The sequence below is a fragment of the Priestia sp. SB1 genome (assembly GCF_038898415.1).
In genome coordinates this window covers 130139-148562 of record NZ_JBBJSS010000001.1, presented here as the reverse complement: position 1 = coordinate 148562, position 18424 = coordinate 130139, and the positions used below count along the sequence as shown (strand labels likewise).

At 38.7% G+C, this 18424-nt stretch carries 20 protein-coding genes; 16 read left to right on the top strand and 4 right to left on the bottom strand.

Annotated features, from left to right (window positions below; translation table 11 throughout):
- Nucleotides 1-36: 36 nt before the first annotated feature.
- Nucleotides 37-1485: a SulP family inorganic anion transporter gene (locus WKH56_RS00780; RefSeq protein WP_048019896.1), complete on the top strand. Its 1449-nt coding sequence runs from the start codon at nucleotides 37-39 to the stop codon at nucleotides 1483-1485.
- A gap of 243 nt (nucleotides 1486-1728) precedes the next feature.
- Here the strand turns inward: WKH56_RS00780 and WKH56_RS00775 are convergent, their stop codons facing one another.
- Nucleotides 1729-2895: an FtsW/RodA/SpoVE family cell cycle protein gene (locus tag WKH56_RS00775; RefSeq protein WP_014458560.1), complete on the bottom strand. Its 1167-nt coding sequence runs from the start codon at nucleotides 2893-2895 to the stop codon at nucleotides 1729-1731.
- 666 nt (nucleotides 2896-3561) lie between these two features.
- Here WKH56_RS00775 and WKH56_RS00770 point away from each other — a divergent pair.
- From WKH56_RS00770 to WKH56_RS00710, 13 genes are all read left to right on the top strand, one after another.
- Complete coding sequence (locus WKH56_RS00770) at nucleotides 3562-4107, top strand: hypothetical protein (RefSeq protein WP_048019897.1); 546 nt, start codon at nucleotides 3562-3564, stop codon at nucleotides 4105-4107.
- 158 nt (nucleotides 4108-4265) lie between these two features.
- Complete coding sequence (locus WKH56_RS00765; protein ID WP_014458562.1) at nucleotides 4266-4721, top strand: hypothetical protein; 456 nt, start codon at nucleotides 4266-4268, stop codon at nucleotides 4719-4721.
- Between the two features lie 140 nt (nucleotides 4722-4861).
- Nucleotides 4862-5488, top strand: a complete 627-nt coding sequence (locus WKH56_RS00760) for an FMN-dependent NADH-azoreductase (RefSeq protein ID WP_014458563.1) — start codon at nucleotides 4862-4864, stop codon at nucleotides 5486-5488.
- A gap of 134 nt (nucleotides 5489-5622) precedes the next feature.
- Nucleotides 5623-5820, top strand: a complete 198-nt coding sequence (locus WKH56_RS00755; RefSeq protein WP_372452798.1) for a hypothetical protein — start codon at nucleotides 5623-5625, stop codon at nucleotides 5818-5820.
- 234 nt (nucleotides 5821-6054) lie between these two features.
- The gene (locus WKH56_RS00750; RefSeq protein WP_028415105.1) at nucleotides 6055-6552 is read left to right on the top strand and encodes a PTS sugar transporter subunit IIA; all 498 of its coding nucleotides are present in this window, start codon (nucleotides 6055-6057) and stop codon (nucleotides 6550-6552) included.
- A 37-nt stretch (nucleotides 6553-6589) separates the two neighbouring features.
- Nucleotides 6590-7417, top strand: coding sequence for a PRD domain-containing protein (locus WKH56_RS00745; protein WP_048019898.1), 828 nt, complete (start codon nucleotides 6590-6592; stop codon nucleotides 7415-7417).
- A 178-nt stretch (nucleotides 7418-7595) separates the two neighbouring features.
- The gene (locus tag WKH56_RS00740; RefSeq protein WP_028415103.1) at nucleotides 7596-8975 is read left to right on the top strand and encodes a sucrose-specific PTS transporter subunit IIBC; all 1380 of its coding nucleotides are present in this window, start codon (nucleotides 7596-7598) and stop codon (nucleotides 8973-8975) included.
- Nucleotides 8976-9186: 211 nt separating this feature from the next.
- The gene (locus WKH56_RS00735; protein WP_013058702.1) at nucleotides 9187-9459 is read left to right on the top strand and encodes a hypothetical protein; all 273 of its coding nucleotides are present in this window, start codon (nucleotides 9187-9189) and stop codon (nucleotides 9457-9459) included.
- Between the two features lie 21 nt (nucleotides 9460-9480).
- Nucleotides 9481-10299: a membrane protein insertase YidC gene (gene yidC, locus WKH56_RS00730; RefSeq protein ID WP_342834714.1), complete on the top strand. Its 819-nt coding sequence runs from the start codon at nucleotides 9481-9483 to the stop codon at nucleotides 10297-10299.
- Nucleotides 10300-10400: 101 nt separating this feature from the next.
- Entirely contained in the window at nucleotides 10401-11606 is a 1206-nt protein-coding gene (locus WKH56_RS00725; RefSeq protein ID WP_034328202.1) for a TolB family protein, read from the top strand.
- A gap of 35 nt (nucleotides 11607-11641) precedes the next feature.
- Nucleotides 11642-12151 carry a GNAT family N-acetyltransferase gene (locus WKH56_RS00720; protein ID WP_033579864.1) on the top strand — a complete coding sequence of 170 codons (510 nt, stop codon included), beginning with the start codon at nucleotides 11642-11644 and terminating at the stop codon, nucleotides 12149-12151.
- A 119-nt stretch (nucleotides 12152-12270) separates the two neighbouring features.
- Nucleotides 12271-13113 carry an ATP-binding cassette domain-containing protein gene (locus tag WKH56_RS00715; protein WP_028415101.1) on the top strand — a complete coding sequence of 281 codons (843 nt, stop codon included), beginning with the start codon at nucleotides 12271-12273 and terminating at the stop codon, nucleotides 13111-13113.
- A gap of 1 nt (nucleotide 13114) precedes the next feature.
- On the top strand, nucleotides 13115-13801 hold the full coding sequence (locus tag WKH56_RS00710) for a hypothetical protein (protein ID WP_028415100.1): 687 nt from the start codon (nucleotides 13115-13117) through the stop codon (nucleotides 13799-13801).
- 27 nt (nucleotides 13802-13828) lie between these two features.
- Here the strand turns inward: WKH56_RS00710 and WKH56_RS00705 are convergent, their stop codons facing one another.
- The 3 genes from WKH56_RS00705 to WKH56_RS00695 form a co-directional block, all read right to left on the bottom strand.
- Nucleotides 13829-14647: a glycerophosphodiester phosphodiesterase family protein gene (locus WKH56_RS00705; protein ID WP_048019900.1), complete on the bottom strand. Its 819-nt coding sequence runs from the start codon at nucleotides 14645-14647 to the stop codon at nucleotides 13829-13831.
- Between the two features lie 128 nt (nucleotides 14648-14775).
- A complete protein-coding gene (locus tag WKH56_RS00700; protein WP_342834713.1) occupies nucleotides 14776-15354 on the bottom strand; it encodes a class F sortase in 579 nt (192 codons plus the stop codon).
- A 41-nt stretch (nucleotides 15355-15395) separates the two neighbouring features.
- The gene (locus WKH56_RS00695; protein WP_048019902.1) at nucleotides 15396-16205 is read right to left on the bottom strand and encodes a DUF4397 domain-containing protein; all 810 of its coding nucleotides are present in this window, start codon (nucleotides 16203-16205) and stop codon (nucleotides 15396-15398) included.
- Between the two features lie 260 nt (nucleotides 16206-16465).
- On the opposite strand from WKH56_RS00695, the gene WKH56_RS00690 reads away from it, so the two are divergent.
- The gene (locus WKH56_RS00690) at nucleotides 16466-17356 is read left to right on the top strand and encodes a YitT family protein (RefSeq protein ID WP_013058693.1); all 891 of its coding nucleotides are present in this window, start codon (nucleotides 16466-16468) and stop codon (nucleotides 17354-17356) included.
- Nucleotides 17357-17570: 214 nt separating this feature from the next.
- Entirely contained in the window at nucleotides 17571-18326 is a 756-nt protein-coding gene (locus WKH56_RS00685) for an alpha/beta family hydrolase (protein WP_033579868.1), read from the top strand.
- Nucleotides 18327-18424 lie beyond the last annotated feature (98 nt).

The following is an 18424-nucleotide window of genomic DNA, read 5'->3' as shown; positions in this document are numbered from 1 at the left end:
ATCGTATAAAAAATTCATAAGAGGTGATAAACCATCATGATGGCAAGTATTAAACAGCAGTGGTTTTCAAATGTTCGAGCAGACATTTTGTCAGGGATGACAGTTGCTCTTGCGCTTATTCCAGAAGCCCTTGCTTTTTCCATTATCGCCGGTGTCGATCCTATGGTTGGTCTGTATGCATCTTTTTGTATGGCAATTGTGATTGCTTTTACAGGTGGAAGACCAGCTATGATTTCAGCTGCAACAGGAGCAATGTCTTTATTGATGATTAACTTAGTCAAAGATCACGGCATTGAGTATTTATTTGCAGCTACTGTTTTAACCGGAATTATTCAAATTTTACTTGGTGTTTTGAAAGTAGGAAGGTTTTTATCGTTTCTTCCTCAAACAGTGATGATTGGCTTTGTAAATGCGCTCGGTATTTTGATTTTTACCGCACAGCTTCCGCATTTTGAAGGAGCAAATTGGATGATGTACGCCATGGTAGCCGGAACGCTGCTCATCGTCTATTTATTTCCGCTCATGACCAAGGCAATACCATCTCCGCTTGTTGCGATTGTCTTGATGACGATTGTAGCGATTGTCTTTCATTTAGATTTAAAAACGGTAGGAGATATGGGGAATATTACGCGTTCATTGCCGGTTCTTCACTTTCCAAAGGTTGATTTATCAGTGGAGACACTGCTCATCATTTTACCTTATTCGCTTCCTTTGGCGATTGTAGGCCTACTTGAATCTATGCTAACGGCAACGGTACTGGACGAAATTACAGATACGCCTTCGAATAAAAATAAAGAAGCGCGCGGTCAAGGCATTGCTAATATTGTAACAGGTTTCTTTGGAGGAATGGCTGGCTGTGCCATGATTGGACAATCTATGATTAATGTAAAATCAGGGGGACGTGGAAGGTTATCTACCTTAGTCGCCGGAGTCTTTTTATTGTTCTTAATTATGGTGCTTGGCGATGTTGTTAAACAAATTCCAATGGCTGCTCTTGTAGGCGTTATGTTTATGGTAGCTGCCGGTACATTTGATTGGCAGTCCCTTAAAGACTTAACGAAATATCCGCTATCGGATGCCATTGTAATGGTTGTTACGGTGGTTATCGTATTGTTTACACATAACTTAGCATTAGGAGTAATGGTAGGTATTGTTTTAAGTACGATTGTATTTGGCTGGAAGATGGCTAAAATCAAAACAACTTCACAAACAGAAGGTAATACGAAGCAATACAGAGTTTCAGGGCAATTATTTTTTGCTACCATCAGTTTCTTTATGGATGAATTTCAGTATGAAACAGACCCAGATACCATCATTATTGATTTTAGTTCTTCTCATATATGGGATCAATCGGCCGTGATTGGCATCTCGAAAATTATCGATAAGTACGAGCGATTGAATAAAAAGGTTATTGTAAAAGGATTAAATGAAGAGAGTAAAAAAATCGTTAGGCAGATTGGCTTAACGTCGCTGTCGAACAAATAAAAGGTGTGCAGTAGCACACCTTTTTTACTTGTTTCGTTTTAGTAGCTGTATGAGCCAGGTGGAAAAAGAAGTTGTAGATGAAGGTGCGGATGTCTGTTTTAACAAAATAGCATAGGCTTTGCGCCGATATTGGTAATCAAGCATGCATATCTACTCCTTTTAAAACAGATTTTGAAAGCGTTTTCTTTATTGTGGCATGCTTAATAGGGAGATAAAAGAAAAAAGAGAGACCATTGTCTCTCTTTAATCATTTCCAAACATATAGCGTTTGTGATGCCATGAGATTCCAAACATCAGACCCATTGCAAACATGTTCCCCATCAGTGAACTACCTCCATATGAAATAAAAGGAAGTGGAATTCCGGTAATAGGCAAGACTTGAATGGTCATACCGATATTTTGAAATACGTGGAACGTAAGCATTGAAATAACGCCTACACATAAGTAAGAATTGAATTCATTTTTTGTTTCAAGCCCTAGCTTGATCAAGTAATAAACGAGTACGAAGAAAAGACTAATAACAATGCTGGCGCCTATAAAGCCAAACTCTTCTCCAATAACCGCAAAAATAAAGTCGGTCTGTCCTTCTGGCAAATAGACAACTCCATTTCCGATCCCTTTACCGTTTACCATTCCTGACCCAATCGCATCTAACGATTTCTTTAAATGATAGCCCTCTCCCGAACTATACGACTCAGGATCAAGCCAAGAATAAATACGTCCAAATTGGTATTGCTTAACCCCTAGATACTTTTCTAATAAGTTAGGTGCATAAACAACAAGTCCCAAAATAACAGAACCAACCGCTGTAATACCTAAAAATGCAGGCGCGATGATTTTCCAGCTTACGCCTGAAACAAATACAAGTCCAACTGTGATTGCTAAGAACACAAGAGCGGTACCTAAGTCAGGCTGCTGCATGATTAACAATAAAGGTAAAGCAAGTACAGCGCCTAGTTTACCAAGCAGTAAAAAGTCTTCTCTTACTGTTCGGATACGATATTTTTCATTGTGTTTAACAATGACCGTACTCAGTGTGATAATCAAAAACACTTTCATAAACTCTGATGGCTGCAACGAGAAGCCGGGAAGTGTGAACCAACTTTTTGCCCCGTTAATTTCTCTGGCAATACTTGAAGGAGCCACTAGTAAAAGAAGCAATAAAAAGTTCCCAAATCCATAAAAAACCCACGTTAGCTTTTGAAGCTGATCGGAGTCAAAACGCATGACAAATCCTATAATCACCATTCCAATAATATAAAAAACAACTTGTTGCGCTACGAAGTTCTTATCATACTGCCCAATTTTTTCAGCACTATGGATTGCCACAACGCTTACGCAAAACAATAGGAAGATTAGGAAAGCCAAGTTCCAGTCAAATCTACTAACATTTCTTTGATTTTCACCCATATTATTCACCTGTCACTATTAAATCTCATTCTTTCTTTATGATAAAAGAAAAATGCTGGTTTTTAATGCAAAGTCGATTAATGAAGAGTCGCACTAACCCCGCTTTGCAGTTTTTGCTTTGAATATAGACTTGCTAAAAGTAAGAAAAGATATGTCGCAAGCTGCGTTACCATACAGCCTTTTATTATACATGAATTATTCTATAACATAAATAGGAGAAATGATAACAATTTCTTTTTTCTAAAAACTCTATTTGTAAGGATTTATTCAATTCATCTTCTTTATCTCCTTAAAGGTTAATATGAAAACATATTATAGGAATTTATCTTTTTTTGCACGTGAAAAGATAAAGAAACATGTATATATATAACGAAAGAAAGGGGCAAATAGTTTCATATGAACGACTGAAAAATTCTAAACTGCAAGGACTAAATCTAGCAAGCTATACATATGAATAATAGTAAAGGTAAGAGAAAGTGTTCTACACTATCTTTTTCTACATGCAGACATTCAACTTCTTAGCTCCCTACAAGTAAACATTCATAGTCTACTTTCTTACTGATGAACGTATGGAAGGCATAGGGTAGATTACCGAATAAGAGACACAGGATATTAGGAAAATAATAGATAGAGATTAATAGAATCATAACGTAGAGAGGTGTGTTTATGATTATAGGGGCAAGTTTGACAGCATTTTTATTATTATGGTGGACAATTTTTTATATCGGGCGCTACCATCATTATGTTTCAGAGCCTGTTGGCAAAAGAATTTCCCTTCACGTAGGAATACATGTTACCTTAGTGGTTGGAGTGAATGCATGTCTTTGGCTTGAGCAGCCGCTGCTTTTTTCTAGCATTTTAGCAGGGTGTGCAGGACTAGGAGCCGGATGGTTTGTGGGGATTCCTTTTTCGGTAAAAAGTATTTTAAGCGGAATAATGGGGGGCATAGGAACCGGTGTTAGTTTTTATATCTCTATGAGTATGTGGATAGATCAATTTAACTCGCTGTCTTTTTTATTGATAGGAACGAGCGTTATTTTTAGCGGAAGCTCGTTATTTCAAGTGTTAAAATCGATTCCGTCATTTGAAAAGGTACTGGTGAAAATGTGGGTTCAACATCCTTTTCTGATAGCGCCTATTTTGATTACCGTATTTTGGCTGTATAATTTTATTGAAAAATATTTTCCGCAAGCAGATCCAACACGCAAGTAGTTTCCGTGTTGGATTTATTATTTCTTCGGGTAAGCCTCCTTTAAGCTCACCAAGTTTGACATCGTTCCATTAGTCTATAGAAGGTAAAAGTAGACATTCACCTATCTTCATTATGATGCATATTGTAACGTAGCAAGCATTATAAAGGGGGAGTGCGTATGTATCCATATCAATACGATCCACGTTTTCAAAATTTGTTTCCACCTGGAGGAGGCCAAGGCTTTCCATCGTTTCCACCTGGAGGAGGAGGTCAGGGCTTTCCGCCGCCACCACCTGGAGGAGGAGGTCAAGGCTTTCCACCGCCACCACCTGGAGGAGGGGGCCAAGGGTTTCCGCCGCAGGGAGGAGCGCAGCCACCTTCAAGTCCGCCGCCAGGTTTTACACCTGCACCAAAGCTAGGTTCAGGAGGTCCATCGCTTTATGCTGTTGATCCAGGCGCTATTTCAGGATGCTTATACCGATACACCTATATATGGCCGAGAAATGGTCGACCTTACTGGTTTTACCCAACCTTTGTGGGCAGACGCTCAGTTGCAGGATATCGCTGGACAGGATCTTTCTGGGTGTATGCTGGGGTAGATGTAAATCAAATTCGAGAATTTCAATGTGTATAAAACTCCGCTTGCGGAGTTTTTTTGTGCGAAAGGGTTGACGCATAAAAAATGGCGTTATATAATAAATCTCGAATTAAAGATAATTTGTTTAGTAATATCTCGAATTGATGATAATAGACACTTTTTAGGAGATGACATTTATGGCAAATGTATTATATGTAAAAGTAAATCCGCAGGTTGATGAAGCATCATTTTCAACTCGTTTAGCACAGGTTTTCTTGGATGAGTATAAAACAGCAAACCCGACTGATACAGTGACAACGCTTGATCTGTATAAAGAAACAGTTCCATTCATTGATGGAGATGTTTTAGCAGCATGGGGAAAAGCTGGAGCTGGTGAAGAATTATCAGCTGTTGAGTTAGAAAAAGTAACGCGTATGGGTGAATTAGTAGAGCAGTTTTTACAAGCTGACAAAGTTATTTTCTCAGCTCCAATGTGGAACTTAAGCTTCCCTCCACTAATGAAAGCATATATTGATAACATTTTAATTGCAGGAAAAACGTTTAAATATACTGAAAATGGTCCAGTAGGATTAGCTTCAGATAAAAAGGTAGTATTACTAGAAGCTCGTGGAGGCGTGTATTCAGAAGGCCCTGCGGCAGAGCTCGAATTTACTCAAAGCTATTTACGTACAGTAATGGGATTCATTGGTGTTCAAGATTTCCAACTGGTTGTTGCAGAAGGCATGGCTTACACGCCAGCAGAAGCAGACAATATTCTAGCAAAAGCATCTGAAAAAGCAAAAGAAGTTGCGTCAACGTTCTAATCTCAAGAGGCTGGGACAAAAGGATTTTAGGCGAAGTGAAAAACGAACCACTGATCAAGATGTTTGATTAGTGGTTCGTTTTTTTTTGTTACGGTGAACGTAGGTTTCATGTTTGTAAGTCTTTCTAGCAGTTGATGGGAGGGCAAGCCGAAGACTCCTGCGGGAAAAGCGGAATAGGTGAGACCCCACAGGAGCGTATGCGACGAGGAGGCTCAGCATCCGCCCGCGGAAAGCGAAGTCTTGCACGGAAATCAACTGCGGTGTCAAAAGCGGTTCGGCTCATGTATACGAGTTATTCGTCTTTAGATTGGATTCATTTGTTTATGTCTTAACCTCTTTTTTAGGGTTGAAATTCAATATCCACCCTTCAGAAGATGTAGAAAGGGTTACATAAAGTGCAGCATAGGGAACGTGCTTCTTATAAAAGCGCTTATACATTTTTATTTACAAGATAAAAAAAGCATGGTTAAATAATGACCATGTTAATGTACCATCAGGATAGGGGAAGTTTTTCTGCAGAATCATTGGGGTATGCTACAAGTACAATCTAAAAAAGGGTGATTGAGATGTTTAAAAAATTATTTGGTAATAAGACAAAATCAAAAGAAACAACCGTTCTAGCTCCGCTTTCAGGTAATATCCTGCCAATCAGCGAAGTGCCAGATCCAGTGTTCGCACAGAAGATGATGGGAGACGGTTTTGCAATCGAACCTTCAGAAGGACAAGTTGTTTCACCCGTTGCTGGGGAAGTCGTTCAGCTTTTTCATACAAAACATGCGGTAGGCTTAAAAACAGAAGCCGGTACAGAAGTATTAATACATATCGGCCTTGAAACAGTGGCAATGGAAGGCGAAGGATTCGAAGCTCACGTAACACAAGGTGACAAAGTAAGTGTAGGAACACCTCTTATTACATTTGATTTAGCGCTTATTCAAGAAAAAGCGAAAAGCATTATCACACCAATTGTTATTACAAATAGTGATGCAAGTGAAAGTTTCGAAATTTTGGCTCAAGGGACGGTTCAAAAAGGCGAAACTGCTTGTGCAAAAGTAACGATGAAGTAATAAGCAAGGCCTTTTCCTTTAAGAAAGGAGAGCGCATTTGAAGATTTTAAAAGTGTTAAATAACAACGCCGTTGTCTTTAAGGAAGGCGGAGTTGAAAAGATTGCGATGGGTCCCGGCATCGCTTTTCAAAAAGGTAAAAATGATCTTATTAATGCTGCAAAAGTGGAGAAAGTCTTTGTCATGAAAGAAGAACAGGAAAAGTTTCAAGAACTATTAAAAAATCTTCCTGAAGAGCATATTCAAGTGGCGGAAGAAATCATTTCGTATGCTGAGCAGCAGCTTTCTGCTACGCTAAGTCATCATGTGCATATTGCTTTGAGCGATCATTTATCCTTTGCTGTCGAAAGGATAGCCCGCGGAATTTCTATCCAAAATAAATTGCTTAATGAAATTAAATCACTCTATCAGCCTGAGTATGAAATAGGAGTGTGGGCTCTTCAGCATATCAAAAAGAGGTTAGACATCACGATGCCGATCGATGAAGCGGGATATATTGCGCTTCATATTCATACGGCGAAACTGAATTCACCAGGAATGCAGCAGCTCATGATGAATACAACGATTATTAATGAAATGGTTACGATTATAAAAAAAGAGCTGAATATGGAGATTGATGAAAACAGCATGTCCTATCAGCGTCTGCTGACTCACTTGCGCTTTGCGTTAAATCGTTTAGCGCAAAATGAACCTTTTCATGAGATGGATGAAGAGATGCTCGACGTATTAAAAGTCAAATATAAAAAATCGTATCAGTGTGCTGAAACGATAAAGCAATTTGTCAAAGAGGAGTACGACATTAATTTTCCAGAAGCGGAGTTAGGCTACATCACGCTTCACATTTGCCGAATAGAGCAAAGAATATAGAAAAAAGCATTGACGAATATTGTTGCATTGAGTACAATGAAAGCGTATTAATTGAATAATCGGGATTGTGACTGGTAAAGCAGGCAAGACCTAGAATGCGCATAAAGGACAAGTGTGTCTTTTATAAGCGTGTTTTAGGTCTTGCTTTTTTTATGACATACAACAAGGAGGAAGTAAGATGGACGTAAAAGAAATTGCTAAAAAGCTTGTTCCGCTTTTGGGAGGAAAAGAAAATATTGCTAGTGCCCAGCACTGTGCTACGCGTTTGCGCCTCGTTATTCGAGATGAAAGCAAAATCGATCAAAAAGGTTTGGATGAAATAGAGGATGTAAAAGGGGCTTTTTCAAATTCAGGACAGTTTCAAATCATTTTTGGAACCGGTCTCGTTAATAAAATCCACGCTGCTTTTGTTAAAGAATTAGGCGCTGAAGAGGCTGCTGCCCCAGTAGATCACCAAGAAGAAATGAAGAAGAAGATGAACCCATTTGCCCGTTTTGCTCGCATGCTTTCCAATATTTTTGTTCCGATTATTCCAGCCATTGTAGCAAGCGGTTTATTAATGGGACTGCTCGGTATGATGAAAGCGTTCCACTGGGTCTCAGAAGATAGTGCGTTATTTGTTTTATTGGACATGTTCTCAGGCGCAGCATTTATCATTTTACCGATTTTAATCGGGTTTTCAGCTGCAAAAGAATTTGGTTCAAACCCTTATCTTGGAGCGGTTATCGGAGGGATTTTGACGCATCCGATGTTATTAAATCCATGGACATTAGCAGATGCTAAGCCAGAATATATGGATTTGTTTGGCTTAAGTATTCCGCTGATTGGCTATCAAGGTACGGTCGTTCCGATTTTATTGGCTATCTACGTCATGAGCAAAATTGAAAAGGGACTCCGGAAAATTGTGCCGAATTCGGTTGATTTACTTGTTACGCCTTTTTTAACTGTTATTATTACAGGCTTTGTGTCACTTGTGTTTATTGGTCCTTTCGGTCGCTATATTGGAGATTTAATTTCCATTAGCCTTCAGTCTCTATACGATGTAGCCGGAGTGTTTGCAGGAATTTTGTTTGGTGGCTTATATTCAACCATTGTATTAACAGGCTTGCAGCATAGTTTTCATGCTATTGAAGCAGGACTGCTTGCTAATCCGAAGATTGGCGTTAACTTCTTACTTCCTATTTGGGCCTGTGCGAATGTGGCGCAAGGAGGAGCAGGGCTGGCTGTTTATTTTAAAACGAAAAATGCCAAAACGAAAAAAATTGCGATTCCAGCTGCTATTTCTTCCTTCTTAGGAATTACAGAACCGATTATTTTTGGGGTCAACTTACGACTTCGCAAGCCATTTATTGCTGCAGCTATAGGCGGAGCAGCGGGGGGAGGCTACGTGGTACTTATGCACGTAGTAGCTAACGCCTACGGACTCACAGGTATTCCAATGATGGCAATCGCCGCACCGCTTGGTATGAGCAATTTAATTCACTATATCATCGGTATGATTATTTCTGTGGGTGTAGCATTCGGCGTTACGTGGTTCATGAAACTAAAAGAAGACTGAGAACCAGCGCTAAGCATACGAGAATAGAGAATGGGATTAGATTTGCTCATCATATTTTATGATGAGCAAATTTTGTGTCGTAAATATGAAACTTTTTAAAAAGTAATACGTAGAACAGTCAAAGAGATAAGTTGATGTTGTGTAACAGGAACGTAAATGCTACACTACATATATTGGATTGTACTATTATAGTCAGAAAGAGAGCTGGCACATGGAATTTTATCACGATCTTTTTCTATATGCGCCGTATTTATCTGCTTTCGTTTTATACATCCTTTGTTATTACATGCTTCGTGAAGCTAGGTTTACGGCTTTTCATGCGGAACCTGTCACTGACCATGTGAATGCAGGGATCGATCCTTCAGTATTAACGATATGGAAAAGACGAAATGTATTTATACATGTGTATAGAAAAACACCAGTTAAAGAGAAGAATAATGATGAAGAAGATCCTTTCCTTCTGAAAAACACTTCATACATTTAGTCATTATTAGGAGGAAAGAATATGAAAAGAAATAAAAAATTATTATTGCTTGGTTTAATGGGAGCGCTTCTTTTAGCTCTAGCCGGCTGTAGCAGTACAAAAACACCGGTTACGGCTACAAGTGGCGGATTCTGGGATCATTATTTTGTTTACCCTTTATCTATGGCATTAACGAAAATTGCCGAGTGGGCAGGCGGAAGCTATGGTCTGTCTATTATTATTGCAACGGTTATCATTCGTTTAGTTCTATTGCCACTTATTTTAAAACAGCAAAAGAGCACGATGGCTATGCAAGCACTTCGTCCAGAGATGGAAAAGATTCAAAAGAAATATGCTGGTAAAAAAGATCCGGAAACACAGCAAAAGCAGCAAAAAGAAATGATGCAGCTTTACCAAACGCATAAAATTAATCCGGTTGGCGGATGTTTGCCAATCTTTATTCAAATGCCTATTATTATCGCATTTTATAATGCCATTGCACGAACGCATGAAATTGCGCAGCATTCATTCTTATGGGTAAGTTTAGGAAAGCCAGATCCTTACTTCGTTTTACCGGTAGTTGCAGCGATTACGACATTCTTACAAATTCGTGTAAGTATGACGGATGAAATTCAACCTCCAATGAAAATCATGATGAACATTATGCCAATCTTCATCTTAGTAGCGGGAATTTCACTTCCATCTGCTCTTGCACTATATTGGGTAATTGGTAACTTATTCGGAATTGGACAAGGTTACTACTTGAAAAAACGTATGAGTTTATTAAAAGAAAAAGATGCGGCTAATAATGCAGCACAAGCTAAAACAAAGCCATCACCAAAATCTAAGTCAAAATCATAATATACAAAAAGCGCAGCTATCCGCTGCGCTTTTTTATTTTTTCAAAAATGTGATGAGATGAGGAGATTTGTGTAACGCTATAAAAAAAGACAGGAGTGAACATGGTGAAAAAAATAGCGTTATGTCTGCTTTTTCTTATGTTGTTCCCTATGCAAATAAATGCTGCCAATACAGTGAAGGTCAGTTTTATACGGCAAGGAAACCTATGGGTATATGATAACGGTACCGAAAGGCAGTTATCCTATGCCCGTCATGCCTCTATGCCTCAATGGTCATCACATGGAGATATAGTTGCGTATGCAGAAAATGATTCTTTAATGATTGCACCGTTAAAAGGAAAACCGCTGCTTGTTGAACATGATGTGACTCATTATCAATGGTCACCGGTTGCCGAGGAGCTTGCGTATATTTCGAATGGAATCTTAGTATATTACAACGTTAAAACGCATGAAAAGAAGCGTGTAGCCATAGGAGTTGATCAGTTTTCATGGTTTCCGGAAGGAGATCGATTTTTAATTACGTCAGCTGCTGCGCTGGCGCCCACGGGATGGGGACCGGTAAAGCTATATACAGTGAGCAAATATGCAGGGTTAGACGTGAAAAAAGTAGAGGCTTTTACGACGCTGCCAGCAGAGAATGATTCATTTTTTGCGTATACAACAAGCAGCTTTAAATGGTCTCCTAACGGTCAATGGATTAGTTTTATCGCTATTCCAACGGCTTCGATGTCTGCAGATGCAAATAAGCTGTGCATCATTACAAAAGAAGGAAAAGCTTTTCAAGTGGTGGGAGATATGCTTAATGTACCCAATTGGTTTAAGTGGAGTAATGAAGAGCAAGTACTGGCATTTATTAATGGAGAAGGAAGATTTGCCACCGAAAATAAAAAGTTCACTTTAAAAGAGATGCCCGTTTTTAAAGAACATGTGTTTACGCCAAAAGGCTTCGCAGATTGGGATTTCACTTGGACAGAAAAAGATAACATCATCATTTCACGTGTGCCCGAAGCAGGGTGGTCGAATGATGAAAAAAAGAGGCCGCTGCCTTTTTTATATAGCATGAATGTAAAGACCAATAAGCAAAGTCAGTTCACATTTCCGCAAAAAGGCTTAGGCGATTACGCGCCTGTTTATCATAAAGCAACGAATCAAACGATGTGGATTCGTACAAATCGAAAACAAGCAAATCTTTTAACACGCGTAAAAGATACGAAAAATGACAAGGTACTCATTTCAGATTTAGACCTGCCTGGAAATTATTATGAGCTGTATCGGTGGAATGAAGTATTTAGCGTGTACAGTCCTTAATAGCTAATTAAAACATAAGAAACTAAGGTGAAAAGATGAATATACGATTGTTGGCAAAAGAAGACGCTGACGTGTACTTTGAACTCCGTCTTCGTGCTTTAAAAGATCATCCCGAAAGTTTTATTTTAAGTTATGAAGAAGAATATGAAAAAGAAATTGCTGATATCAGAAATTATTTTCCAAGCAGCCAATCAGAATTTGTAGTAGGAGCTTTTATGGAAAGCCAGCTTGTAGGGATTGTAGGGTTTCAGCAGCAAAAGCCTTTAAAAGTTCAGCATAAAGGAGATATTTGGGGCATGTACGTAGCCCCTGAAGCAAGGGGGAAAGGTCTTGGGAAGAAGCTGTTAAAAGCCGCTGTTGAACAAGCTTTTTCCAAAACGAATGTTTTGCAAATCTACCTAGCTGTCGCTGCTAAAAATGAAGGGGCAAAAGCCCTATACAAAAGCCTCGGTTTTACTTCTTATGCGTATGAAAAAAGAGCTCTTCAAGTAGATGGTGAATTTATTGATGAAGAGCATATGGTATTGTCTATAAAAAGCCTTTGACCATATCAAAGGCTTTTTTGTACGGGAAAAATTTAGCTGAAACGTATAGAGATGGAAGCACATTCCCCATAAATATGCTATGATTTAACATATAGGATTATGGAGAGGCGAGGCAGCGGATGGAAAAACTGATTGAATTAAAAAATGTTGCAAAAGTATACAAAAAACATACCGTATTAGAAAACATTCATACGACCCTTTATAAAGGAGAGACTGTTGCGATTGTTGGAAAAAACGGGGCGGGAAAAAGTACGTTTTTAAAGCTAATTGGCGGATTATCTAAACCGACTAAAGGAACAATTCACCTTGATAAAGAAACCGGTACGCCTGGATTTGTGGTAGAGCAATTTCCTCAGGAGCTGCGTTTTACCCTAGTAGGTTATTTGCAGCACATGGGACGAATTCAAGGATTGTCTAAGAAAAAGCGCAGCTCTAGAATTGAAGAGCTGCTCGAAACTTTCGAAATGGTAGAGTTTAGACATGAAGAAATCGTTTCTTTTTCAAAAGGAATGAAGCAAAAAGTCAACATGATGCAAGCACTGCTGAGTTCTTCTAAGCTGCTATTGCTTGATGAACCTCTATCAGGATTAGATGCGCGTGCTCAGCTAGAAGTAGAACGAATTTTTACAAAGCTAAAAGAACGAGGGATGACCATTGTATTTACGTGTCATGAAGAAAGGCTCATACATGCTGTAGCAGATCGTGTTATCACCATTGGGTCACAGCGCATTTTAAAAAATGAGCGCGTTCAACTCATTGAGCATTTAACGGTTATTGAGGCAAATGTGATTCTTAATAAGCCACTTCGTTTATTAAAAGAAAAGTGCACGAAAATTGAACAGCACGGAAACTACTGGATTTTTTATATAGATAAAAAATATGTAAACGAGTTTCTTGCAGAATTACTTGCTGTTCAAGGTGAAGTTGTAAAGCTATATCATATGGAAAGGGAAGAAATTTAAGATGGGTGCATTGATTCGCTATCATTTTATTACATATATTAAATCGTATCGATATATTCCGCCGCTTGCACTTTATATTATTTCGCTGTGTATGAACTATACATATAGACCGAACCCGGTGCTTGATAGCTTTTTTAATACGGCGCTTTTCCTCTTTTTTCTAACCACTTGGTTTACAATGTCGCTGTTTCACGCGGAAGATTCCAGTCAAGAAGTTATTACAAAACTTCACGTAGGGAAAAAGAATAAGTACTTTACGAGCAAACTTATTAGCTGTGTTCTGCTGTTTACATTTTTATCAGCGGTTTCAATTGCCTATCCCGTGCTGCTTGATATGTTTGAAGTGGATATATCCACTAAGCAAATGGTGTTTGGGTTTATTATTCACTGGACGTTTAGTTTGCTTGGTATGAGCATAGGTCTTGTTTTTACAAGAGATGTTGTAAGAGAAGGCAGCTTATCATGGTTTGGACCTCTATTTATTTTAATCATTACGCTTGCAGCGGCAGGCGTTTCATTTCCGTATCAAGGAGGCGGACTGCTGCTGTATGTACTGCCGCCCGTATCTGCAATCATTCAATTTATTAACGAAGGATTAAATAAATTTTTGGTGTTTGGCTGGGCTTTGCTTTATGCCATAGCATTAATTAGCCTGTACTTGTGGCGAGCGAATAGAAGAGATGTATAAAGAATAAACACTTGCCGCGGCAAGTGTTTATTTTTTATGAAGCACGTTATAAAGACGATCCGGGTAATTAGTAAACATGCCGGTTACGCCCCACTCGATAAGTGTTCTCATTTGTTTTTCATCATTTACTGTATACGGGTGGACGTCTAAATCATACGAGCGAGCTTTTTGTACATATGGTTTTGTCAGCGTGCTTGCGTTAGGACCGATGCCGTTCGCGTATGTTTTAATTTGTCTGAACTGCTGATCTGTTAACATATTGGTTTGCTTGGAACGAATCAGTTGAATTAGTTTCATAGTAGGTCGGTATCGATGGACGGTTTTTAAGCTTTCAGGACTAAATGATTGTACAATGACGTGACTGGTATGAATGTTGTACTTAGCCATCAGCGTTAACAATTCTTTTTCCATACCTGGATATTCATGAGGAGATTTTGTTTCAATATAATAGTTTGTTCGATTGCCAAACGTACGGAATATTTCTTCTAAAGTTGGAATGACCGCTTTTTTAGGACCTTTTCCTGCGTTCAAACGCTGAAGCTGCTTCACTGTATACTGTTTTACATATCCTGTTCCATTTGTCGTGCGGTCAACTTTGTAGTCATGAATGGCTACAAGCTGCTGATCTTTAGACATGTGAAGATCAAGTTCAATGTAATCCGCTTTTTGCTGGACGGCCGTGAGATAAGATTGCATCGTATGCTCTGGCTCATATCCTGATGCGCCTCGATGAGCAATAATGGCTACTTTTTCTGCTTGAGTAGAAGCTGCCTGCGTATGTATAAACATAAAAATACCGCATAAACAAAAAGTGATTGAGCTTACAAACCACCATTTTCGTCTCATATCAAAACTCCTTTTTATTGAGGGGTCGTGCATTAGTTTACCAGCGAGATGTTGTGTTCATATTAAGGCTGTGTAAATATTTAAATAAAACGAACCAGTGTGTAATTAAAAGTAATAAAGGCCGATGTTTAGTGAGAAACATCGGCTGTTTTTTCCGGGCGGAGGCTTGTATAAATAACGAGTCTGCGCTCATGAGTTTTCTGTCTATGATCAAATGTTCCCGTACAGGTGATTAAATTAAGCTGGTGTTGAAAAGTTGGACCGAAAATCTCTCTGATAGGAGCAGACTCTCGGGGGTAAGAAGCTTTATTGGTAACAACAAAGGCCAGCTGCTGACCTTGCTGATCGGTTACAAAAATTTCATCTCCTTTTGTGAGCTTGTCGAGATGATAGAAGATAGCGGGTCCTTTTTGGTCATCAACATGTCCTGCAATGACCGCATTTCCTTCCTCTCCGGGTCTTGCTCCAAGCTTAAACCATGCTACATCATGACCGTTATCAGGAACGCTCATTTCACCTTGATTAGTAAGGCCCATTCCTTTTATAAAAGCCTTGATATGAAGCTTCGGAATAATAAGCTGAGATGGAAGAGGTGTAGAAGCGGTCCCTGAAGAATTCAAGGATTGAGCCGATTTTGTTTCAGCCATCTTCACAACAAAATCCGTCGAGCTGTTTGCAAATGCTGATTGGGCAAACCAGCTGCTCATGAATAGTATAAAAGAAAAGGTGAAAACCCCTCCTATCCATTTCATTCGCTTTCGTATCCTCTGTGACGACGAACAACAAATATAGCGACCGCTCCAATTCCCAATAAAGTAAGAACCGGCACAATTGAATTATAATTATCCTCTGAAGCACCGCCCATACCTGTTTTTGGCATTTCGGAAGGCATAGCAGTATTATCTTTTAATAACAGTGTTTCAAGGCTGTCGGCTTTGTTAATAGCGAGCACCGTGTAGACCGTGTTGGCTTCTAAATTAAGCTTTGGAATTTCCAGTATTTTTTTATTGTCTTGACTAGTTGCGATGGTTAAATCATAAGTTCCGGCATCTACTTCAGAATAATTTGTCATTTGTTTAAAAGCAGTGTCTTTAAACAAAGTAGGGCCGTGATTAATACCTACATTAACAGCGGGAGCATCTGGAGAAAAGTGAGCAATTCGGATTTTACTCTTTCCTTTAGCTACGTTCATATCATCTTGAGCTACTTTTAATTCTAAGTGTGCAACTTGGTTAATAGCAGCAAGGGTATAGGCTTTGTTTGCTTCGACGGTTACATTAGTGGAAATGACAGGTTTTTCTTTTCCTTTTGTACCTATAGCATATACCTCTACTTTATGAGACCCCGCAGGTACCTTAAGGTAATCTGTCACATCTTTAAACGATGCGCCGACTACGATGCTTTGATTGTCCACATATATATCTACTTCAGGTGCATCAGGTGATGCATGCACAACTCGTATCATTGCCTCCTGCACAGCTGCAGAAGTGAAATTATCTGAAAAAGCTAGCAATAAAACTGCGAGTAAAGAAGCAGCAATAATCTTTACACGGTTCATAACGTTTTACTCTCCTTTTAATCTAAGTTTGTCCTGTTAATCCCGTATGAAAAGTGGTCGGGGTGCATTCACTTTTGAACGTACTCGGGCATTTATTCACTTGTTATCATCTACAATTTTATCCAATATATGCATAATTTATTTCATTAGATGAAATTTTTGTAAAAGAGCAGATAAATAGTTTGAATTTTGTGATAATATTAGAATAGAGCGTTTAGTTAGTAATTGATGTCTCTATCACAAAAAGGAGGGGAAGTTATGTGCTGCAAACGAATCATGAAATAAAAAAGGTTGTTCATCGTTCGCTATCAGCTAAAATGATTGTAAAGCGTATGCTATTTATTTTAGTGGGGGCCCTTTTAATGGCCGTCGGGCTAGAATTTTTTCTTGTCCCTAATGAGGTTATTGACGGTGGAATTGTAGGTATATCTATTATTTTATCCCACTTAACGGATGTTCAAATCGGCTTTTATATCTTCGTATTAAATCTTCCATTCTTTTTTATTGGATACAAGCAAATTGGAAAAACATTTGCGCTATCTACGCTATTAGGTGTTATCATTCTATCCATTGCTACCTCTATTTTTCACGACTTGCCGGTCTTAACAGGCGACCCTCTTTTAGCAACTGTGTTTGGCGGAATTGTTCTTGGTGTGGGAGTAGGAATTGTTATTCGATACGGAGGTTCTTTAGACGGAACCGAGATATTAGCTATTTTATTTAATAAGCGTACGCCGTTCTCCGTAGGTGAGACGATTATGTTTTTTAATTTATTTATTTTGGGAAGTGCCGGTTTTGTATTTGGCTGGGATCGCGCTATGTATTCTTTAATGGCTTACTTCATTGCTTTTAAAACGATTGACATTGTGATTCAAGGTTTAGATGAGTCCAAGTCAGCTTGGATTATTAGCGAACAATATGAACAAATTGGTGAAGCAATCCTTGCTCGTTTAGGGAGAGGCGTCACGTATTTAAACGGGGAAGGTGCGTATACGGGAGATGATAAAAAAGTGATTTTTTGTGTTATTACCAGGCTTGAAGAAGCAAAGTTAAAAGCGATTATCGATGAGATAGATCCATCTGCTTTTTTTGCTGTAGCAGCTATTGCTGAAGTCAGGGGGGGAAGGTTTAAGAAACGAGATATTCATTAATGAAGGTTGTCTGCTAATGAGACTGCCCCTTATTATAGCTTACAGCCGAATTTTTAGCTTTCTCTGCTTGATTGTTTGTAATGGTTTACGTTACTTTTGCTGCTTCATGCATATTGAGCCCCTCTTTTTTCTTGTATGTCTTTGAAACAAACATGTAAAATGTCTAAAAGATATAAAAAGAGTACATAGTAAAAAAACAGAAAGAGGGAGTGACATGAAAAAAACGTTAAAAATACTAGGAGTCAGTCTTGCCGTTCTTGTTGCAGTAACCGCGGCTTTTTTTGTTATATGGTCGGGTTTTGATTATGAACCTTCAAAACAGCTTCACTCACTGGTAGATGAGAAAAAAGTAGTGAAAAAAGACGATTATTACGTATTTAAGCCTCAAACGAACAAAGAGATAAAGGCCGGCTATATTATTTATCAAGGTGCTAAAGTAGAGCCGTTAGCATATGGCTATTATGCTCAGCAAATTGCAAATGAAGGATATCTTGTTGCTGTTGTAGATTCTCCGTTTAATATGAGCTTCTTTAGTCAAAATAAAGCGACGGATATTGTGAAGAGCTACCCGAAGATTGCCGCATGGTTTATCGGAGGGCATTCCCTTGGAGGAGTGAGTGCAGCGTCTTATGCGTATGATCATCAAAACTCAATAAAAGGCTTAGTTCTTTTAGCATCGTATCCGATGAATAAAAATGATTTTTCAACCTCCACTTACCCTATTTTGTCTTTAACCGGTGAGAAAGATGGTTTGTCGACGCCTGAAAAAATTAAAGAAACCAAGCATTTACTTTCAAAAAATACGGAGCTGGTCCAAGTAAAAGGAGCTAATCACGCACAGTTTGGAATGTACGGGAAACAAAAAGGCGACAACAAAGCCAGTATTTCTCCTAAAGAGCAGCAGGATGAGCTAGTAAAAAGAACGGTCAAGTGGTTAAACAGTCAAATGAAAAAGTCCGTCAGTAACTAACTGACGGACTTTTTTTCTTTTTTTGGAAATAATACTTGAAAAAATAACCAGTTAGTTATATAGTTAGTTACATGAGTAATGAACCACTTAAGTGAGGT